At 47.3% G+C, this 18,653-nt stretch carries 20 protein-coding genes; 6 read left to right on the top strand and 14 right to left on the bottom strand.

The features are described from left to right. Positions 1 to 28 precede the first annotated feature (28 nt). The 7 genes from ON064_RS11040 to cyoE form a co-directional block, all read right to left on the bottom strand. The gene (locus ON064_RS11040) at positions 29 to 490 is read right to left on the bottom strand and encodes a DUF420 domain-containing protein (RefSeq protein WP_101190597.1); all 462 of its coding nucleotides are present in this window, start codon (positions 488 to 490) and stop codon (positions 29 to 31) included. 19 nt (positions 491 to 509) lie between these two features. Beyond that, entirely contained in the window at positions 510 to 1,436 is a 927-nt protein-coding gene (gene ctaG / locus ON064_RS11035) for a cytochrome c oxidase assembly factor CtaG (protein ID WP_274624801.1), read from the bottom strand. Between the two features lie 147 nt (positions 1,437 to 1,583). Beyond that, complete coding sequence (gene ctaF / locus ON064_RS11030) at positions 1,584 to 1,916, bottom strand: cytochrome c oxidase subunit IVB (RefSeq protein ID WP_121297785.1); 333 nt, start codon at positions 1,914 to 1,916, stop codon at positions 1,584 to 1,586. 1 nt (position 1,917) lies between these two features. Further along, positions 1,918 to 2,544, bottom strand: a complete 627-nt coding sequence (locus tag ON064_RS11025) for a cytochrome (ubi)quinol oxidase subunit III (RefSeq protein WP_058383482.1) — start codon at positions 2,542 to 2,544, stop codon at positions 1,918 to 1,920. Then, a complete protein-coding gene (locus ON064_RS11020; RefSeq protein WP_274624800.1) occupies positions 2,531 to 4,444 on the bottom strand; it encodes a cytochrome c oxidase subunit I in 1,914 nt (637 codons plus the stop codon). Before ON064_RS11020 ends, ON064_RS11025 begins: the two co-directional genes overlap by 14 nt. 25 nt (positions 4,445 to 4,469) lie before the next feature. Beyond that, positions 4,470 to 5,552: a cytochrome c oxidase subunit II gene (gene coxB / locus ON064_RS11015; RefSeq protein ID WP_274624799.1), complete on the bottom strand. Its 1,083-nt coding sequence runs from the start codon at positions 5,550 to 5,552 to the stop codon at positions 4,470 to 4,472. 55 nt (positions 5,553 to 5,607) lie between these two features. Then, complete coding sequence (gene cyoE / locus ON064_RS11010) at positions 5,608 to 6,525, bottom strand: heme o synthase (RefSeq protein ID WP_274624798.1); 918 nt, start codon at positions 6,523 to 6,525, stop codon at positions 5,608 to 5,610. Between the two features lie 347 nt (positions 6,526 to 6,872). Here cyoE and ON064_RS11005 point away from each other — a divergent pair, with 347 nt between their 5' ends. After that, positions 6,873 to 7,790, top strand: a complete 918-nt coding sequence (locus ON064_RS11005) for a COX15/CtaA family protein (protein ID WP_274624797.1) — start codon at positions 6,873 to 6,875, stop codon at positions 7,788 to 7,790. A gap of 33 nt (positions 7,791 to 7,823) precedes the next feature. Here ON064_RS11005 and pyc read toward each other — a convergent pair whose 3' ends face one another. The 3 genes from pyc to ON064_RS10990 all read right to left on the bottom strand — a co-directional run bounded on the left by pyc (position 7,824) and on the right by ON064_RS10990 (position 12,797). Next, entirely contained in the window at positions 7,824 to 11,264 is a 3,441-nt protein-coding gene (pyc, locus tag ON064_RS11000) for a pyruvate carboxylase (protein ID WP_274624796.1), read from the bottom strand. A gap of 15 nt (positions 11,265 to 11,279) precedes the next feature. Continuing rightward, positions 11,280 to 12,446, bottom strand: coding sequence for an FtsW/RodA/SpoVE family cell cycle protein (locus tag ON064_RS10995; RefSeq protein ID WP_121297791.1), 1,167 nt, complete (start codon positions 12,444 to 12,446; stop codon positions 11,280 to 11,282). Between the two features lie 69 nt (positions 12,447 to 12,515). Next, positions 12,516 to 12,797, bottom strand: a complete 282-nt coding sequence (locus ON064_RS10990) for an Fpa/YlaN family protein (RefSeq protein ID WP_058383475.1) — start codon at positions 12,795 to 12,797, stop codon at positions 12,516 to 12,518. Between the two features lie 164 nt (positions 12,798 to 12,961). Here ON064_RS10990 and ON064_RS10985 point away from each other — a divergent pair, with 164 nt between their 5' ends. The 3 genes from ON064_RS10985 to ON064_RS10975 are packed head-to-tail and all read left to right on the top strand — an operon-like array spanning position 12,962 to position 14,132. Further along, positions 12,962 to 13,468 carry a peptidyl-prolyl cis-trans isomerase gene (locus ON064_RS10985; protein WP_274624795.1) on the top strand — a complete coding sequence of 169 codons (507 nt, stop codon included), beginning with the start codon at positions 12,962 to 12,964 and terminating at the stop codon, positions 13,466 to 13,468. Between the two features lie 11 nt (positions 13,469 to 13,479). Further along, positions 13,480 to 13,683 carry a YlaI family protein gene (locus ON064_RS10980; protein WP_058383473.1) on the top strand — a complete coding sequence of 68 codons (204 nt, stop codon included), beginning with the start codon at positions 13,480 to 13,482 and terminating at the stop codon, positions 13,681 to 13,683. Further along, positions 13,683 to 14,132 carry a hypothetical protein gene (locus ON064_RS10975; protein WP_121297794.1) on the top strand — a complete coding sequence of 150 codons (450 nt, stop codon included), beginning with the start codon at positions 13,683 to 13,685 and terminating at the stop codon, positions 14,130 to 14,132. Before ON064_RS10980 ends, ON064_RS10975 begins: the two co-directional genes overlap by 1 nt. On the opposite strand, the gene ON064_RS10970 is transcribed toward ON064_RS10975, so the two are convergent. Both ON064_RS10970 and typA read right to left on the bottom strand, forming a co-directional pair. Next, positions 14,126 to 14,455, bottom strand: a complete 330-nt coding sequence (locus tag ON064_RS10970; protein ID WP_121297795.1) for a YlaH-like family protein — start codon at positions 14,453 to 14,455, stop codon at positions 14,126 to 14,128. The genes ON064_RS10975 and ON064_RS10970 overlap by 7 nt on opposite strands. Positions 14,456 to 14,478: 23 nt before the next feature. Further along, on the bottom strand, positions 14,479 to 16,326 hold the full coding sequence (gene typA / locus ON064_RS10965; protein WP_121297796.1) for a translational GTPase TypA: 1,848 nt from the start codon (positions 16,324 to 16,326) through the stop codon (positions 14,479 to 14,481). 107 nt (positions 16,327 to 16,433) lie between these two features. Between typA and ON064_RS10960 the strand changes: the two genes are divergently transcribed. Further along, positions 16,434 to 16,643 carry a YlaF family protein gene (locus ON064_RS10960; RefSeq protein WP_274624794.1) on the top strand — a complete coding sequence of 70 codons (210 nt, stop codon included), beginning with the start codon at positions 16,434 to 16,436 and terminating at the stop codon, positions 16,641 to 16,643. Positions 16,644 to 16,802: 159 nt separating this feature from the next. On the opposite strand, the gene ON064_RS10955 is transcribed toward ON064_RS10960, so the two are convergent. Further along, positions 16,803 to 17,600 carry an inositol monophosphatase family protein gene (locus tag ON064_RS10955; protein WP_274624793.1) on the bottom strand — a complete coding sequence of 266 codons (798 nt, stop codon included), beginning with the start codon at positions 17,598 to 17,600 and terminating at the stop codon, positions 16,803 to 16,805. Between the two features lie 90 nt (positions 17,601 to 17,690). Beyond that, positions 17,691 to 17,885, bottom strand: coding sequence for a hypothetical protein (locus ON064_RS10950; RefSeq protein WP_058383467.1), 195 nt, complete (start codon positions 17,883 to 17,885; stop codon positions 17,691 to 17,693). Between the two features lie 157 nt (positions 17,886 to 18,042). Here ON064_RS10950 and ON064_RS10945 point away from each other — a divergent pair. After that, positions 18,043 to 18,653: YktB family protein (locus ON064_RS10945; protein WP_407951609.1), on the top strand; the 611-nt coding region annotated here is incomplete at its 3' end.

Below are 18,653 nucleotides of genomic sequence, written 5' to 3'. Positions count from 1 at the left end.
ACTGAGCAAATTATGCTCAGTGCTTTTTTTATCCACCCAGAATCGCTTTGAAAACCGAAGTCGTGTGTCCGCCTTCGTAGAATACATAAAGCAGTAAATATACGGTAACTCCTGTAATCGCAGTGAAGAACCATACTACGCTCGTGAACGGTCCGATTTTGCGGTGTTTGTCGAGACGGTTCTTTAAGCCCCAGTAAATCGTCACCAGCCCCATCACTGCCCCGATCGTTGCGAGCGTGATATGGAAAATCAGAAAGACGGTATAGTAGATCTTCAACTCATCCGGTCCCCCGAATGCCGTATTTCCTACGAATAATGTACGCGAAACATAGATGATGAAGAATGTCAGCGCAGCGGCCCCGGCGCCAAGCATCACTTTCTTATGTGCTTCGATGCGGCGTTTTAGGATCAAGTTCCATCCGATCGCCACCAATACGGCGCTCAAGACGATAAAGAATGTACTGATGGTTGGCAATAGCGGCAAATTCATTTAATAAACTCCTTTTGGGTCATTGCCCATTATGTCTGTAATACGCCATATCTTTGCGGTCCTGCAAGACTTTAGCGGTGATTTCATCAGCATTGGCTGTTTCGTTTTTGAGCCATTCATGAAAGACCAGCCAAATAAATACTGTGAATACCAATTCCTGAATAATTTTCATTGTAATGCCGCCGGTACGTTGGTCTTCGATCAGCGACATATTCGTGAAGAGTTCAGGGCCGGACAAGTTCAGCTGGGCCAATGTCCCTGCAGGCACGCATAAGGCCATCGCCTGCATCCACGCTTCCCCATCTGAATATGTGGCATAAAACGGTGTCGTGCTGAAAATGATCAAGGCACAGGCTGGCGTCATCAAGACGCTCAAGCCGAACAAATAACCCAATTTCTTCAGTCCATGAAATTTATGCATGCCTTCTAGATTATTGACCACCGGCCACCAATAAAGCAGTGCCGACACGAACAACAAAGTGCTGACGATGCTATGGATCAGCATGTCCTGCTTGACGAAATCGAAGACTAGCGGCAAATGGTAAACGGAGAAGAATAAACTGAATAGCAGCAAGGCAATCAATGGTTTAGTGAAGAACATGAACAGAGGGTTAATAATTGGCAACTCGATGAACGCCCGCCAAATATAAGAAGGAATCCCCATAATCACAAGCGGGGCAGCCAATAGCAAGAGCAGCGCCATCTGAACCATATGCATCGTCAAGGTGATATGTCCAAGCAAATCGACCGGCGAGCCTTTCAAGATGTAGATCAAGGCCATCCCTGACACGAAGAGTAAGGCCTGCTTGGTTTGAAGCGGTTCACTATCAGTGAATTTATGTCTCCACTTAGTGGTGATTAGAAAATATAAAAGCGTAATCAGTACGAGAAATCCAAAATACCAGGGGCTCCACAACGCCTCGAAGCCGAAAATACTGATTGGCATTAGACCGTACCTCCTTTTTTCCTTAAGTACCCTCATTATATAGGGGATGCCTTGCCATATCAATGAACGAATCATGACATTTGCCAGCGGACACAACCCATCCACATAAAAAAACTCCGGACTTTTTACAGTCCGGAGTTTTTCAGTTTACCACCAAACGATGGTGACCATCGTGAGTACGATGGTGAATGCGACAAAGATGCCGCTGAACATGAAGAATGCCATCATGCCGTGGCCTTTATTGCTCATGTGCATGAAATTATACAGCTGAAGCACTACTTGAATTGCAGCCAATAGCAAGATAATCGGCACGATCAAGTAATTCGAGAAATCTGCTGCTACTACAGTGAAGGCGATTAGCGTCAAGAAGATCATCATAGCGAATGATGTCAACTGGCCGCGCATCTCAGTAGCACGTTTTCTCTTGATGAATTCAAATTCCGCTCTGGATCTGTGAATGTCGTGAGTATCATGTGCCATATTAACCGATCACTCCCATCAAGTAGACTACAGTGAAGATGAACACCCATACTACGTCAATGAAATGCCAATAAAGAGCGGCAAGATAGAACTTCGGCGCATTGTACATGTTCAAGCCGCGTTTTGCGTTGCGGAGCATCAATGCGATGAACCAGCTAAGACCGAAGACTACGTGAGCCCCGTGAGTCCCGACTAGGGTATAGAATGCGGAACTAAAGGCACTATTGGTATAGCCAAAGCCTAGGTGTACATAATGGTTAAACTCATAAATCTCCAAGCCTAGGAACGCAAGCCCCAAAAGCACGGTAATTCCGAGCCATGCCTGCATTGCCTTGAAATTATGATTCTTCATATGATACATCGCGTAGACACTTGTCAACGAAGACGTCAAAAGAATCATCGTCATGGCAAAAACAAGCGGCAGTTCGAACAAGCCGGAAGCGGAAAATTCCATTCCGCTTGGGCCTTTATCTTTCAACGCAAGATAAGTTGCGAAGAGAGAGGCGAAGGTGACGGTCTCAGCTGCCAGCAGCAACCAGAAACCAACGAACTTGTTTTTCCCTTCGAGCGTCGCCGTTTCAGGATGATCGGGCCAAGTTTGTGGGGTATATCGTTTATTTAAGTCCACCTTTTTTGCCTCCTTCCAGCGCTCTTGCTTCTCTTTGAATGCGTTCGTTATCCGCAATCAATTCTTCTTTTGTTACATGGAATCCAAGGTCATCTTTCAAAGAACGGACGAGCATTGAACCGAATGTGATCGCAAGACCACCGATCAATACAGGAAGCGCCCATGCATGCCCATCCGTATGGTACATAGCACCAAACGCTGCAATGAACATACCTAGTGAGATAACGAAAGGAATGAATGATCCATTCGGCATGTGGATGTCACCAAGTGGCTCAGCATAGACCATGCCTTCTTTATTGCCTTCCATTTTCTCGATCCAATACGGGTCAAGTCCACGGACAAGCGGTGTTTGTGCAAAGTTGTAGAATGGCGGTGGTGACGGGATTGCCCATTCAAGCGTACGTCCGTCGCCCCATGGGTCGTTTCCGACACGTTCGCCTTTAACAACTGTCATCACAACGTTAACGAGGAGAATGATAACCCCGATCGCCATCAGCAAGGCACCAGCCGAGCTGATTGCGTTAAATAGATCCCAACCTTGGTCTGCTCCGAAAGTGTAAACACGGCGAGGCATACCCATGAGGCCAAGGAAATGCTGGATAAAGAATGTCAAATGGAATCCGATAAAGAAGAACCAGAATGTCCATTTCCCAAGTTTTTCGCTCAACATCGTACCGAACATTTTCGGCCAGTACAAATGCGTACCTGCCAAAATTGCGAGCACAACACCACCAACGATTACGTAGTGGAAGTGGGCAACGATAAAGTAAGAATCGTGTAATTGGTAATCAAGCGGCGCAATCGCCTGCATAACGCCTGTTACCCCACCTGCTACGAATGACGGGATAAACGCGACTGCGTAAATCATCGGCACTGTGAAGGAAATGTTTCCTCCCCAGATCGTAAGTAGCCAGTTAAAGATTTTGATCCCTGTTGGAACTGCGATGATCATCGTTGCAAGGGCAAAGACCGCGTTAGCAGTCGGTCCAAGACCAACTGTAAACATGTGGTGAGCCCAAACCATGAATCCGTAGAAACCGATCAGGATCGTCGCAAATACCAATGCCGTGTAACCGAATAGGCGTTTGCGGGAGAAAATTGCAAAGATTTCAGAGAAAATACCAAATGCTGGCAAAATCAAGATATAAACTTCCGGGTGACCGAAGATCCAGAAGAAGTGCTCCCAGATGATGGTGTTACCGCCCATTGTTACATCAAAGAAATTAGCCCCGAACAAACGGTCGAATACCATAAAGAAGATACCAACAGTTAGTGGAGGGAATGCCAGGAGAATCAAAGCGGACGCTACGAAAGTCGTCCAAGTGAATAGCGGCATTCTCATATACGTCATACCCGGAGCACGCATATTGATGATTGTAACAAGGAAGTTAATCCCTGCAATCAATGTACCGAAACCGGAAATCGTCAAACCAAGCGAGTAGAAATCGATTCCGTGGCCTTCAGAGGCAAGTGCCAAAGAAGCATAGTTTGTCCATCCTGCATCCGGTGCTCCGCCTAGGAACCATGAAAGGTTCAAGAAGATACCACCGAAGAAGAACAGCCAGAACCCAAGTGAGTTCAAGAAAGGAAACGCCACATCACGCGCACCGATTTGCAATGGTGAGACGGCGTTCATGAATGCCAAGAGAATTGGCATTGCCGCTAGGAAGATCATGGTCGTTCCGTGCATCGTTAAAACTTCGTTATACGTTCCAGCGCTGAGGAAATCATTTCCGGCTTTCATAAGCTGAATCCGGATCATCATCGCTTCTACGCCGCCGACTAGGAAGAAGAATCCGCCGGAGATCAAGTAGAGGATCGCGATTTTCTTATGGTCTACCGTTGTTAAGTAGTCCCATATTGTAGCGCCGAAACCCTTTTTCTGAGAGTTAGAACTCACAATAGTTTACCTCCTTTTTTAACTTTTACTCTTCAACTTTCAAGCCCATCAAATATGCTGCAAGTGCATCAAGCTCTTGATCAGAGAATGGCTCTCCATTGTTGATTTCTTCTGGATTAGGCATCAAGTTGCCTGGCTTATATTGCTGAGGGTCAGCAATCCAGTTTTTCAATGTTTCTTCATCATGCTCCATGAATCCGGCGATTGTTGTACGGTCGCCGAATGTTGCAAGGTTCGGTCCTACTCCAGTAGCCGCTCCTGCTGCGTTAGTTGCGTGGCAGGCGATACAACTTTGCTCAAAGATTTGCTGTCCTTCTTGGGCAACAGTATCTGTAGGCGCAGCTTGTTCTTCCTGCATTGCAGCTACCCATGCATCAAAGTCTTCGCGGTTAAGCGTTTTAACTTTGAAATCCATCAAAGCGTGGGAAGGTCCGCAAAGCTCGGCACATTTACCGAAGTAAACGCCCTCTTCAAGTTCTGAAGATTCTTTATCAAACTCCAAATAGAAGGTGTTGACGTTTTCAGGGTTGACGTCAAGTTTACCGCCAACAGAAGGAATCCAAAACGAGTGCTTAACGTCTGCGGCAATCAAATTGAAGTAGACGCGCTCGTCAGTCGGTACGACCAGTTCCTGTGCAGTGCGAATTTCCTGTTCAGGATACTCGAATTCCCACCAGTAAAGTTTACCGGTTACATTGACTGTCAAGTTCTCAGCCGCGCCGTCTTCATCCTGTGCGTCCATCGCCGTGACATCAGCCAAGTCGAATGTTGAGTAGACCGTCGGAACAGCGAGGATCAAAAGCAGGACGATCGGAATTGCTGTCCAGATAAACTCAAGACGCGCACTTCCTTCAACTTGTTCAGGGATCATGTCCTCCCCTACTTTTGAACGGCGGAATTTAACAATTGCCAATACATAGATGATAGTAACGACGACGATAACGAATAACATGACAATGGATGACAAAATCAATAAGTTGAACTGATCTTGTGCAACCTTACCAGCCGGTATCAGCGTCGAGATCTCTTCGCGCCCACAGCCTGAAAGAAAAACAAGCAATGCGGTCATCAAGGCGAAGAGGCGCCATTTCTTAGGTCCTTTCATCATAGCTTTTCATACCCCTCTCTGAATAAAGTGTTTTACAGTTAAGTAAAAGAGAAATTTAGACGAATACTGCGAAAATGATCATCGAGACAAATAGAATCGTCATATAGTTCAACGAATAGATGAACATTTTCTTCGCCCATTTCAAATCATCAGCTGCCTTGAAGCCTTGGATTGCAAGAACAAGCCATCCGATATTCAACGCTGTAGCTAAGATGATGAAGCCTATCCCAAGTTCCATAAGCAGGAACGGCAATGGGAAAAGCAGTAAAACCCATGCAAGCATCGATTTTTTTGTCCGGTGGAATCCTTTGACCACCGGAAGCATCGGAATATTTGCAGCCCGATACTCTTCCGTCCGTTTCATGGCAAGCGCATAAAAATGCGGCGGCTGCCAGATGAACATAATCAGAAACAGCGCCCAAGCGCCCGTACCGAGCGTCGGCTCCACCGCAGCCCAGCCGATAAGCGGCGGAATTGCGCCGGAAATGCTGCCGACGATCGTATTGCCGACATGCCGTCTCTTTGACCACATCGAGTAGAGGACAACATAAGCCAAGATGCCAGCGATTCCAAACAGACCTGCTGAAACAGAAGCGGAAAACAAAAATAGTTCGCCTATAACGATGAAAGAAATGGCGAGTGCCAAGACAGCGGATGGCTTGAACCTGCCCGTAACTGTTGGACGGGCTCTCTTGCTAGCCATCAATGGGTCGATATCTGTGTCGATATAATTATTCATCGCCGCAGACCCCGCAATGATCAATGCCGAACCGACGATGGTGTAGACAAGAACATCCATATGGTCAAGGAAATTCTTATCCGAAAACTGGAAAGCGAGCCACAGTCCCGTAAAGACGGTAATTAAATTGGAATTCACGATCCCAATCTTAATAAGTGCCAGAAAATCTTTAGTGAACGTGCTCGATTCTACAGCATCGGTCGGTTCTGCAGACAAAGACCGGCCGTTTGACATATAACTCCCTCCTTTCAAAGTTGTAAGCATATTCCGCTAACCATAACTATATCTAAATTCCAGCTTCTTTTCTACATATTACTGAAATTTCCTGATATAAAGTGATGATTTCACGCAATTGGTCTTACAAATATTCATCTCTAATCATACAGTAGCCCCCTCGTTATTTTAAGATAGAAAAAACGCTGTTTTTGAACAGTTTGTGAAGGTCTCTATTATTATGTCCAATTCTTGAAAGTTTAGGGGAACGCCCATTTCTCGTTGTATTTTAAACGCAGTTTCGCTATCATCGAGTATGCAGGTTATCGTTAACGCTAAAAGTTTTTCTAAAAAAAGTAGGTGGCATTTTGAAAAGCAACATTTATATAAAAATATTCGGGGTTCTTGCGTCTGTCGGCATGCTGCTCATCCTCCTAGGCGGAGCTTTGGTGACCAAAACCGACAGCGGCATGGGGTGCGGCCGCAACTGGCCGGACTGCAACGGCAATTTGATTCCGCGGGAAATCACCCCTGAAGTGCTGATTGAGTTCTCCCACCGCCTGGTAACGGGTGTGGTCGGAATTTTGATCGTGGTGTTAGCGGTGTGGGCTTGGCGCAAGTTCGGCCATGTACGGGAGACGAAGTTCCTCGCCTTTATGGCTGTCTTCTTCCTCGTGCTGCAAGCATTGATCGGTGCTGCGCAAGTTCTATGGGGCCAAGGCGATTTTATCCTCGCGCTCCACTTCGGGATTTCTCTCCTGTCGTTCGCAGCTGTCCTGCTGTTGACCTTGCTCATCTTTGAAGTGGATCGCAAGTTCGATGCGGACCGTGTACAAATCGGACGCACTTTGAAATTCCATACGCTTGGCGTCGCGCTGTATTCTTATGTTGTTGTCTATACTGGCGCTCTTGTCCGCCATACAGAATCAAGCTTGATCTGTTCCGATTGGCCATTGTGCCGCAACGACCAGTTCGCGCTGCCAAGCAATATGTATGAATGGGTCCAGATGGGGCATCGCTTCGCAGCTGCGCTCATCGTGATCTGGATCGGCATTATCGCACTCCATGCGTATCGCCATTACCGCGACCAGCGCGTCATCTATTGGGGCTGGCTTATCGCTTTCACCATCGTGCTTCTGCAAGCCACGAGCGGTATGCTCGTCGTTTTGACGAAGTTGAATCTGGCTGTCGCTTTGCTTCACTCCTTGCTCATCTCAATGCTTTTCGGGCTATTATGTTATATGGTCCTTCTCGTATCCAGAAGCAAATTCATCAAATCTAAATAAAAAAAATCCGGTGCGAATTCGCACCGGATTTTTTTATTTAGATTCCATTTCAATGAGCAAATCGCCCGTTGAAATGCCGTCTCCGGCTGTTACATAGATTTCCTGGATCGTGCCGTCAAATGGCGCTTGAACAGTTGTCTCCATCTTCATTGCTTCCGTGACCAAAAGATGGTCGCCCCGTTTTACTTTCAGCCCTTTTTCCCCGACTACTTTCAGGACAGTGCCAGGCATTGTCGCTGCAATATGATTTTCTTTTGTCGGGTCGGCTTTCGGTTTTGCTGCTGAATCGGTTTCAACTGTCATATCCTGGATGCTGATCTCACGTGGTTGGCCGTTCAATTCGAAATAGATAATGCGCGTGCCATCTTTTTGCGGTTCGCCGATGGACACGAGCTTGATCATCAAGGTTTTGCCTTTTTCGATCTCGACTTCGATTTCTTCGCTGAGGCGCATGCCGTAAAGGAAGGTCAAGGTATCAAGGACCGATACATCCCCGAAGGTCTGGTTCGTCACGCTGTACTCTTCGAATACTTTCGGATAAAGCGCATAGGCCAGCACTTCGTGACTAGTGACCGGACGCTTCAGGCGTTCGAATAATTTCTCACGGATCGCCTCAAAATCAGCAGGTTCGAGCAATTCGCCCGGACGCACCGTGATCGGCTCGCGTTCTTTCAAGATCACTTTCTGCAACTCTTTCGGGAAGCCCCCGTGAGGTTGGCCGATATATCCTTCGAAGAACTCGATGACCGATTCAGGGAAATCGATATTCTCTCCGCGTGTCAGTACTGTTTTTTCATCCAATTCGTTCTGGACCATGAACAAAGCCATGTCCCCTACGACTTTCGATGACGGCGTAACTTTTACGACATCGCCGAACAGCATGTTGACGCGGGAATACATTTCCTTCACTTCTTCCCAGCGCATGCCCAGGCCGACCGCTTTTGCCTGCTGCTGCAGGTTGCTGTACTGCCCGCCTGGCATCTCGTGGACATAAATCTCGGAATGCGGGCTGTTCATTCCGCTCTCAAAATCACTGTAATACTTGCGGACATCTTCCCAGTAATGAGACATGGTCTCAAGAGACTCAATATCCGCTCTGACTTTTCGCTTGCCGCCGCTCATCGCATAATAAAGCGAGTTGGCGCTTGGCTGCGATGTGAGCCCCGCCATTGTGCCAAGAGCAGTATCAACGATATCGACTCCGGCTTCAATCGCTTTGGAGTAAAGGTAGATGCCGTTTCCGCTCGTATCATGCGTGTGCAAATGGATCGGCAATGAAACCGTATCCTTCAGTTCAGAAACGAGGCGGTACGCTGCTTCTGGCTTCAAAAGACCTGCCATATCTTTGATCGCGAGAATATGCGCGCCTGCCGCTTCCAGCTCTTTCGCCATATCCTTATAGTATTGAACCGTGTATTTATCGCGGCTCGGGTCGAGAATGTCTCCTGTATAGCAAATCGCCGCTTCTGCGACTTTTCCGGAGTTGCGCACTTCATCGATGGCAACTTCCATTCCTTTAATCCAGTTAAGGCTGTCGAAAATGCGGAATACGTCGATTCCAGCTTCAGCCGATGTCCGGGCAAACTCGCGGATGACATTATCCGGGTAGTTTTTATAGCCGACCGCATTCGCTCCACGGAATAGCATCTGGAATAACACGTTCGGGATGTCTTCGCGCAATTTGATGAGGCGCTGCCACGGGTCTTCTTTCAGGAAGCGGTAAGACACGTCGAATGTCGCACCACCCCACATCTCCATCGAGAACAAATCGCTTTGGAGCCGGGCAGTTTCTTTCGCTACTGCAAACATATCGTGTGAACGCATGCGCGTGGCAAGCAGCGATTGATGGGCATCGCGAAGAGTTGTATCCGTCAGTAGCACATCATCTTGCTCAAGTATCCACTTCGTCAAACCTTCTGGGCCGCGCTCATCGAGGATTTGTTTTGTGCCTTGTGGAACTTCAGTAATGATGTCAATTTCGGGTTTGCGCGGTGCTGCATAAATTGGTTTCTTTTTCTTCTCGATTCCAGGGAAGCCATTTACCGTCACATTGCCGATATAGCTAAGCAATTTCGTTCCACGGTCTTGGCGCACAGGGAACTTAAATAATTCTGGTGTGCTGTCGATAAAGCTGGTATCGAAATCTCCGTTGATGAAATTTCGATGTTTTACTACATTTTCAAGGAACGGGATATTCGTTTTGATGCCGCGAATGCGGAATTCCTGCAAGTTGCGGTCCATCTTCGCTGCGGCTTCTTTGAACGTTGTTGCCCATGTAGACACTTTAACGAGCAATGAATCGTAATACGGGGAAATGACAGCCCCCTGGAAACCGTTTCCGGCATCCAGGCGTACACCAAATCCGCCGCCTGAACGGTAGACCATCAGTTTTCCGGCATCCGGCATGAAGTCATTCAATGGGTCTTCTGTGGTCACACGCGATTGAATGGCGAATCCAAACAAAGGGATATCTTCTTGTTTCGGAATAGCTATCGTTTCGCTATGCAACATATGCCCGCGGGCGATATGGATCTGTGCATGGACGATATCGATGCCTGTGACCATTTCAGTGATCGTGTGTTCAACTTGGATGCGGGGGTTTACTTCGATAAAGTAAAATTCATCTCCCGCCACCAGGAACTCAACTGTCCCGGCATTTATGTAATCGATGTTTTTCATTAATTTAACGGCAGCGTCGCAAATTTCATTGCGCAATTCATTGCTGATCGAGTTGGATGGGGCGATTTCCACGACTTTCTGGTGGCGCCGCTGAATGGAGCAGTCACGTTCGTACAGATGGACGACATTGCCTTCTGCATCGCCGAGGATCTGCACTTCGATGTGCTTCGGTTTGTCTACGAATTTTTCCACATACATTTCGTCGGAGCCGAAGGCAGCTTTCGCTTCGGATTTCGCACGTTCGTAAGATGATGCCAGTTCACTTGCGTCTTTGACGATGCGCATGCCTCGTCCGCCACCGCCTAGTGATGCTTTGATCATCAACGGGAATCCGGCTTGGTCGGCAAATGCCTCTACTTCAGCCAATGATTCGACAGGTCCGTCCGTTCCCGGAATGACAGGAATGCCTGCAGCGATCGCTTGGTCACGGGCTTTGACTTTATCGCCGAACATATCGAGATGGCGGGATGTTGGCCCGATGAATACGATGCCTTCTTCTTCACAGCGCCGCGCAAAATGCACGTTTTCGGATAAGAATCCGTACCCTGGGTGAATGGCGTCCACTCCTGAGTCCTTGGCGATGCGAATGATGTCTTCAATGTCCAAATAAGCATCAATCGGCTTTTTTCCTTTGCCGACTAAATACGATTCGTCAGCTTTGTAACGATGAAACGAACCGCTGTCTTCCTGCGAATAAATCGCAACTGTCCGAAGATTCAGTTCTGTACAGGCGCGGAAGATCCGAATTGCAATTTCTCCGCGGTTGGCTACTAAGATCTTGTTAATCTCTTTCACTCCGACGCACACCCTTTACTTTTTCGTTTTTTCGTATTTATTGAACATGGAAACATTCATTAATACTCCCATAGCTAACGATAACAAAATTACTGAAGTTCCGCCATAGCTTATAAATGGAAGTGTAACGCCAGTCAGCGGTATGATGCCCGACAGGCCGCCCAGATTGACGAACGATTGGATGCCGATCATGCTTGCGACGCCCGCTGCGAGCATGCGCGCAAGCGGGTCACTAGTCGTCATCGCGATCCACAATCCGCGAAGGACGACGAAGCCCAATCCACCGATGACGACGAAGACGCCCAGAACGCCGAGTTCTTCCGCTATGACCGACATGATGAAATCGGTATGGGGCTCAGGCAAATAGCCGAGCTTTTGGATGGACTGGCCGAGTCCAAGGCCGCTAAGCCCACCTGAGCCGATTGCCAAATAACCGTTGACGATTTGGAAGCCGAATCCGAGCTCATCAGAAAATGGGTTAAAGAAGGCGTCGATGCGCCCCACCCGTTTTTCAGTGAAAATCAGATCTTTGGCGAAAATCATCGCCGGCACGATGAATACGGCGGCAGCTGCAACGACGATTCCTGCCAATTTCACGAACGGTTTCAGACGGACGCCTGATGCTGCCATCACCGACAGGCCGACCGCGCCGATGATGACCATCGACCCCAAATCAGGCTCAAGGAAGACTAACAGCAAAACTGCGGTCAAAATGATGACCGGCGGGATGATCGATTCGTTCAGTTTATTGATGGACCCATTACGATATTTATTCGAAAACACACCCGCCAAATAAAAAATCAAGCCGACTTTAGCGACTTCCGATGGCTGGATATTGGCGAAGCCGAGGCTGATCCAACTTTTCGCACCGCCTGCTGCAAAGCCGATAAAATGGACCAAGATGAGTCCGGTGAAGATGACTGCGAGTACGGTCGCCATCATCCACTTTTTCTTGAAGTGCTTGTAGGGGAATACGGCTGCGAGCAAAAATACAGGATACGCGATGGCCAAGTTAATCAATTGTTGTATGTAGAAGCGGTCCGGTGAGTCATTGTAATAGTTTACAGACCAAGCCATGCTCGAGGAGTAAATCATGATCAGCCCAAAAATGGTCAATGCCAGGTATGTAAAGAGAAGCGGATAGTCTATGTACTTGCCGTATTTCTTGATGTAGGATTTCATTGTTTTTATACCTCATTCAATTGGATTCATTAGTAAAAAAACTCAAACTGGAATCGTTTGAGTTTTGGGTCATTTATTTGTATACGCGTCATGGAGGATGGACAGTTTCTTCTCCAGCGTATCCATTAAATTTTTACCGGTCTCACGTTCGATCAAGCCGAGTTTGACAGCAAAATCGATTTCCCGTGATAAGCCAAACATTTGCGTATCAAGAACTTCTTCATATAAAGGGCAGGAAGGCAATGTAAGATGATCCATCTGCACCTTGATCAATTGCTCGATTTTCTCTGCATCAGCTTTAAGGAGTTCCAGCGCTTTTTCCTGATAAGTCTGTTCTTCTGTATGTTCCATGAGGACTCCCCCATCACTTGTATTTCTGCTCCATTAGCCTGTTTAAAGTGTATCTTTTACGCTGTCAAATTGCAAGTCTCTCATAAAAGGGATTAAACCCTTTGGGAATTGTATGTGAACAGTTATACTGAAGAAGAGAGATACTATAATGGAGGGTTTTATTTATGGAATTCATCATACCGTTCAAAGGGAAAGTCACATACAAACTGACCTTGGATCCGACCGTGTGGATTTTTGATGACCGCAAACTGGATCTTAAGACGTTTTTCACAGAAGAGCACGTCGATAAGGACGATCTAGAAGAATACAAACGCGGCATGGGCGAACATTGGTCACGTGAAATCATGGAAGGCGCTACCGTTCCGCCGACCTTGAATTCAGAGAAAAAATACAAGCGCCAGGAAAAACAAGACATGCTTACAGGCACATTCGGCATGCGATTCCAGCCATTCTTAGAGAACGCCGAGCCAACAGCTGGCGCGTCCAAAGTCGTGTTCGAAACGGCTTCAGGAGACCATGCTTTCGAAATTGAAAATGCCAAGCAATTGATCTTCAAATTCAGCCAGGATGGGAAGCCTCTCCGTGAAGATGGACCCGTCCATATCCTATTTCCGGATGGCTCGAATACCGATCAGCCGATTACCCATGTCTCCGCTATCCGGGTCGAATAGGAGGAATATCTATGCGTGTTCAATGCGTCATCTGCGATAAAATCGAAGAACTTGAAGACGATACGCTGCAAGCCAAGCGCCTTCGCAACCGGCCGATCCACACCCATATGTGCGAAGAATGCCACGACCGGATCACCAAACGGACAGAAGAGCGTCTAGCGACCGGACATTTTCATTTCTTCCGCAGCTCCCGCAGCATCGAGGATGATTTCTGATGAAAATCCTAAAAGGTTTGTGGATTGGTTTCTGGAGCGGCCTCATTCTCGGATTGTTGCTGAAATGGATGCAGGCAGTGACCGGTGTCCGGAATTACGAATTGCTATTGAACGTCGATTTCATCCCGCTGGTCAATCAAGTGAACTGGTCCGAGCTGACCGAGTTCGTTTTCCATTTAATCATCTCACTGATAATCGGCATCGTTTATGTGTATATCGCCAAACGCCGCAACTATACTTTCGGCCAATTGACGATCATCAGCTTGGTACTTACCATACCGACCTATATCCTGTTTTTCCCGCTGGCCATGCTCGCGGTAGAAGCCGATGTCCCGGAACCGACCGATATGGGGGCTTTCCTCTATTGGATCTTGGCACATCTGACGTATGCGCTACTGTTGCCGATACTTTACAAAACATTTGAACGCAAAAACGCTGCCTCTCATTGAGAAGCAGCGTTTTCGCGTTTTTCGCGCCAAAGGCGGATCTTATAAAGGATGAGAATCAATGCGGCAATGACCAAGCCCTCGACAACGGGCAGGAAAAAGGCCAGGAATGTCAGGCCCAATCCTCCCGCAGCCAAGAACAAGATGATGACTGCATTTTTTCCAATCGATAATTTTTTGGCAAAGCCCAGCTTGTACACAAGTGCCGATAACAGGAAGATGACGGCAAACAGTGCATATCCCGCCACATCGAAATTAGGCATGTTCTGGTAAAGAATGCGGGCTACCGGATACATATTTTCATAGACAAAAGCCTGCTCGTCCACGGATTATACATCCTTCCAGTTGTTTATTCTTCGATGGCTACTTTCTTTTTCTTCGCCATGCGCTCGCGCTCATTCTTATCAAGAATTTTCTTACGCAAACGGATCGATTGAGGAGTGATTTCGCAGTACTCGTCATCGTTCAAGTATTCAAGTGCTTCTTCAAGGCTCATCAAACGCGCTTTTTTCATCGTAGTCGTCTGGTCTTTGTTGGCAGAACGGATGTTGGTCGCCGCTTTGATCTTGACAATGTTGACTGTCAAATCGTTGTCGCGGTTATGTTCACCGACGATCATGCCTTCATAGATTTCAGTTCCGACTTCAACGAATGAAGTTCCGCGGTCTTCGATGCCCATCAAGCCGTAAGTTGAAGATTTGCCGCGTTCCATTGAAACGAGCACGCCTTGGCGACGGCCGCCTACGCGTCCTGATGCAACTGGCTGATAGCTATCGAATGTGTGGTTGATGATTCCATATCCGCGTGTTTGCGTCAGGAATTCAGTTGTGTAGCCGATCAATCCGCGTGCAGGGACATTGAATACTAAACGTACTTGTCCACTTCCGTTATTGATCATGTCGAGCATTTCACCTTTACGTTCACCGAGTGACTCGATGATCGCGCCAGTGTATTCTTCAGGAACATCCACTTGAACGCGTTCAACCGGTTCGCAGCGGACGCCATCGACCATGCGGACGATAACTTCAGGTTTTGATACTTGAAGCTCGAATCCTTCACGGCGCATATTTTCGATCAAGATCGATAGATGCAACTCGCCGCGGCCCGATACGACCCATGCATCTGGAGAATCCGTTGGATCAACGCGCAAGGAAACATCTGTCTCTAATTGAGCATCCAAACGCTCTTGGATTTTTCTTGATGTAATGAACTTACCTTCTTTACCAGCGAACGGGCTGTTGTTGACTAGGAATGTCATTTGCAGCGTCGGCTCGTCGATACGCAGAATCGGCAAGGCTTCTTGATGATCTTGAGGACATACCGTCTCACCGACGTTAATATCTTCTAGACCAGAGATTGCGATCAAATCGCCTGCTTCGGCTTTTTGGATTTCAATACGCTTCAAGCCCATGAAGCCATGGATTTTCGTAATACGGAAGTTTTTGACAGAGCCATCCAGTTTCATCAAGGAAACGGATTGCCCGACTTCGATCGTTCCGCGGAATACGCGCCCGATACCGATACGGCCAACATAGTCGTTGTAGTCAAGAAGCGCCACTTGGAATTGCAATGGTTCTTCGCGGTTATCGATCGGTGCCGGTACGTGATCCATGATGGCATCATAGATGACCTGCATGTTTTCTTCTTGGTCGGACGGGTCAGATGAAAGACTTGCCGTTCCGTTCATGCCTGATGCAAAAATGACAGGGAATTCCAACTGATCGTCGTTTGCTTCTAGTTCGATGAACAATTCGATGACTTCGTCGACAACTTCATCCGGACGCGCGAAATCGCGGTCGATTTTGTTGACGACTACAATCGGTTTGAGGTTTTGCTCAAGCGCCTTTTTCAAGACAAAGCGTGTCTGTGGCATACAGCCTTCGTACGCATCGACAACGAGCAAGACACCATCAACCATTTTCATGATACGCTCAACTTCACCACCGAAATCGGCGTGTCCAGGAGTATCCAAAATGTTGATTTTAGCGTCTTTATATTGAATCGCGGTGTTTTTAGCTAGGATTGTGATTCCGCGTTCTCTTTCAATGTCGTTTGAGTCCATCGCCCGCTCATCAACATGTTCGTTTGATCGGAAGATTCCTGATTGCTGAAGCAACTGATCCACCAATGTCGTTTTGCCGTGGTCAACGTGTGCGATAATTGCAATGTTTCGTAAATCGTTTCTAAGGTTAGTCATACTTTCACTCCAATATTCTTTTTTCGAGCCTATAACTGTGCTAGTATAGCACATATAGGGGAAAAACCCTACGATTTTATTTTCTTGTATGCAGGAGGTTAGATGGGATGAAAGAAGCGATCATAGAATCATGGCATAATATAAAATGGATTTTTGTATTATATTCATTCGCGGCAATTGGGGCAATGGTGCTCATCGGCGTCGCAGTGGCACTTCGCAGCGTAACCGGCGTTTTACTCTCCATCCTATTGCTATTGGTCATCATGGGCTTTGGATTCAAACGCAAAAAAGAAATGCGCGATGCAGGCGTATTATAGACAAAAAAAGGGGCTGCCCAAAAGGTCATATTTCATGACCTTTTGGGCAGCCCCTTTTTGCTTCTAACAAAGTATAAAAAAATCGTCCTTTCTGTTATATGGGCATTGCCCCACTCCTACAGAAAGAACGATTTTATGCGCAATCCATTTTCAGCTTTATTATGCTTGCTTCGGCTTGATATAATCCTGGAGCAGTTTTCCGTGAATGGATGGATTAGCGGCTACGAAGGTATCCGATTTCAAGAGATTTGCCGCTTCGCCTGAAAAATTACTCGCGACAGCCCCGACTTCTTTAGCCATGACCAATCCCCCGGCGATGTCCCACGGCGATAGCCTCATGGAAATATAAGCATCGATCCGCCCGCTCGCCAGATAAGCGAGCTCAAGCGCCGCAGAACCATATGAACGCATGCCACGCGCATCATGAACGAGGCGGATGGTAGCTTCATGCTCCACGTGCCGGTTCGGTGTCGCCCACATGGCGTTCATGCCGATGATCGATTCGCTAATGTCCGTCTCGATGAGCGGCTGCAGGCGTTCATCGTTATAATAAGCGCCGCCTCCTGCTATTGCATGATACAAATCGTCATTGACGACATCATAGATATAACCCATTTTGCCGACACCATCTTCATAAATACCGAGCGAAATGGCAAAATTGCGTCGTTGGTGCACAAAATTCATAGTGCCATCGATTGGGTCGAGCATCCATACCGTGCCGCTTAATTCTTCGATTGTGTCTCCAAATCCTTCTTCGCCAAAAACGCGGTGGCCAGGAAAATCTTTTCGGATGTGTTGAATGAAGAACTTCTCCACTTCCTTGTCCACGTTTGTGACCAAATCATTGGCATGGGCTTTCGTATCCACCGAGATGTCACTAAGAAATGAATTGCGGATCCGGTGCCCTGCTTCTTTGATCATTGACTTTATGTATCGGTCCATTGCGTGCTGGTCCATGTATGAGCTCCCCCTTATTTCTTTCCAGTATAACGAAAAAAGCATCCACTGTCTTTAGCCAGCAGATGCTTCTACGGTATGGTCGTCTGTTTACAATGCATGAAGAGCCTCCAGTTCTACTTGTATTTCTGCCAGCCGTTTCTTGCTCTTATCCTTTTGGCTGCTGTCATTTTGCTGCATTGCATCATACAAGGTGGCCAATTCGTAATCAAGCTCCAGCTTCAAGGTATTGATATACTCTTTTTCTACATCCGCTTTCCGGATAATCTGTATCATCTGCTTCATAAGTGAGCGCCCCCCTTCCCTCATAATCGGAATATTCCGATTGCAATGTTTGTTACACATCTTTACCCCGTTTTTTCTTCTTGAAAACTTATTTATATTCATTCTTCATAAACTTCGTTAAAATAAACCGTGATGATTATTTAAGGAGGGGATGTCCGTGAATCCATACTGGACTGAACAGGATTTTGAAGTATTTGAAACTCCAGGGCTCGAGGCGCGCATGGAAGCATTATCGACTTATGTACGGCCAAAGTTCGAAGCATTGGGCCAAGACTTTTCCGCTTATTTCTCCGGGGAAACCGGGGATGAATTTTTCCCACATGTCGCGAAACACATGCGCCGGACTGTCAATCCGCCGAATGACAGCTGGGTGGCATTTGCACCTTATAAACGCGGCTATAAAGCCGTTCCACATTTCCAGATTGGACTTTGGAAAAGCCATGTATTTGTCATTCTTGCTGTCATTTACGAAGCGCCCGGCAAACCGCAAATGGCGAATCAACTGATTTCCAGCGAGGCTTTAGCCGACATGCCGGAAGAATTTGTCGTTTCGGGCGATCATATGAAGCCTGAAGCCGATTCCGTTGCATCGCTTGGCGAAGAGGGCATCGAAAAGCTGCTCACGCGACTGCGCGATGTCAAAAAAGGGGAGCTCGTCATCGGCAGGCAGTTGGCACGTGCTGACGCTGCTGAGCTCGATAAAGATGGATTCTATGCTTTTGCAGAAGAAACATTCCGCGAGCTGCTTCCAATTTACCGGACATTGCT

This window comes from Planococcus sp. A6 (assembly GCF_028823615.1).
GTDB lineage: Bacteria > Bacillota > Bacilli > Bacillales_A > Planococcaceae > Planococcus.
The sequence above is the reverse complement of the archived record's forward strand: the minus strand, read 5'-3'. Positions and strand labels throughout refer to the sequence as shown.

What these genes read in the sequence shown, in the direction of transcription:
- ON064_RS11040 (WP_101190597.1), bottom strand. Translation starts at nt 490, where the DNA reads ATGAATTTGCCGCTATTGCCAACCATCAGTACATTCTTTATCGTCTTG.
- ctaG (WP_274624801.1), bottom strand. Translation starts at nt 1,436, where the DNA reads ATGCCAATCAGTATTTTCGGCTTCGAGGCGTTGTGGAGCCCCTGGTAT.
- ctaF (WP_121297785.1), bottom strand. Translation starts at nt 1,916, where the DNA reads ATGGCACATGATACTCACGACATTCACAGATCCAGAGCGGAATTTGAA.
- coxB (WP_274624799.1), bottom strand. Translation starts at nt 5,552, where the DNA reads ATGATGAAAGGACCTAAGAAATGGCGCCTCTTCGCCTTGATGACCGCA.
- cyoE (WP_274624798.1), bottom strand. Translation starts at nt 6,525, where the DNA reads ATGTCAAACGGCCGGTCTTTGTCTGCAGAACCGACCGATGCTGTAGAA.
- ON064_RS10995 (WP_121297791.1), bottom strand. Translation starts at nt 12,446, where the DNA reads ATGAAATCCTACATCAAGAAATACGGCAAGTACATAGACTATCCGCTT.
- ON064_RS10990 (WP_058383475.1), bottom strand. Translation starts at nt 12,797, where the DNA reads ATGGAACATACAGAAGAACAGACTTATCAGGAAAAAGCGCTGGAACTC.
- ON064_RS10985 (WP_274624795.1), top strand. Translation starts at nt 12,962, where the DNA reads ATGGAATTCATCATACCGTTCAAAGGGAAAGTCACATACAAACTGACC.
- ON064_RS10980 (WP_058383473.1), top strand. Translation starts at nt 13,480, where the DNA reads ATGCGTGTTCAATGCGTCATCTGCGATAAAATCGAAGAACTTGAAGAC.
- ON064_RS10975 (WP_121297794.1), top strand. Translation starts at nt 13,683, where the DNA reads ATGAAAATCCTAAAAGGTTTGTGGATTGGTTTCTGGAGCGGCCTCATT.
- typA (WP_121297796.1), bottom strand. Translation starts at nt 16,326, where the DNA reads ATGACTAACCTTAGAAACGATTTACGAAACATTGCAATTATCGCACAC.
- ON064_RS10960 (WP_274624794.1), top strand. Translation starts at nt 16,434, where the DNA reads ATGAAAGAAGCGATCATAGAATCATGGCATAATATAAAATGGATTTTT.
- ON064_RS10955 (WP_274624793.1), bottom strand. Translation starts at nt 17,600, where the DNA reads ATGGACCAGCACGCAATGGACCGATACATAAAGTCAATGATCAAAGAA.
- ON064_RS10950 (WP_058383467.1), bottom strand. Translation starts at nt 17,885, where the DNA reads ATGAAGCAGATGATACAGATTATCCGGAAAGCGGATGTAGAAAAAGAG.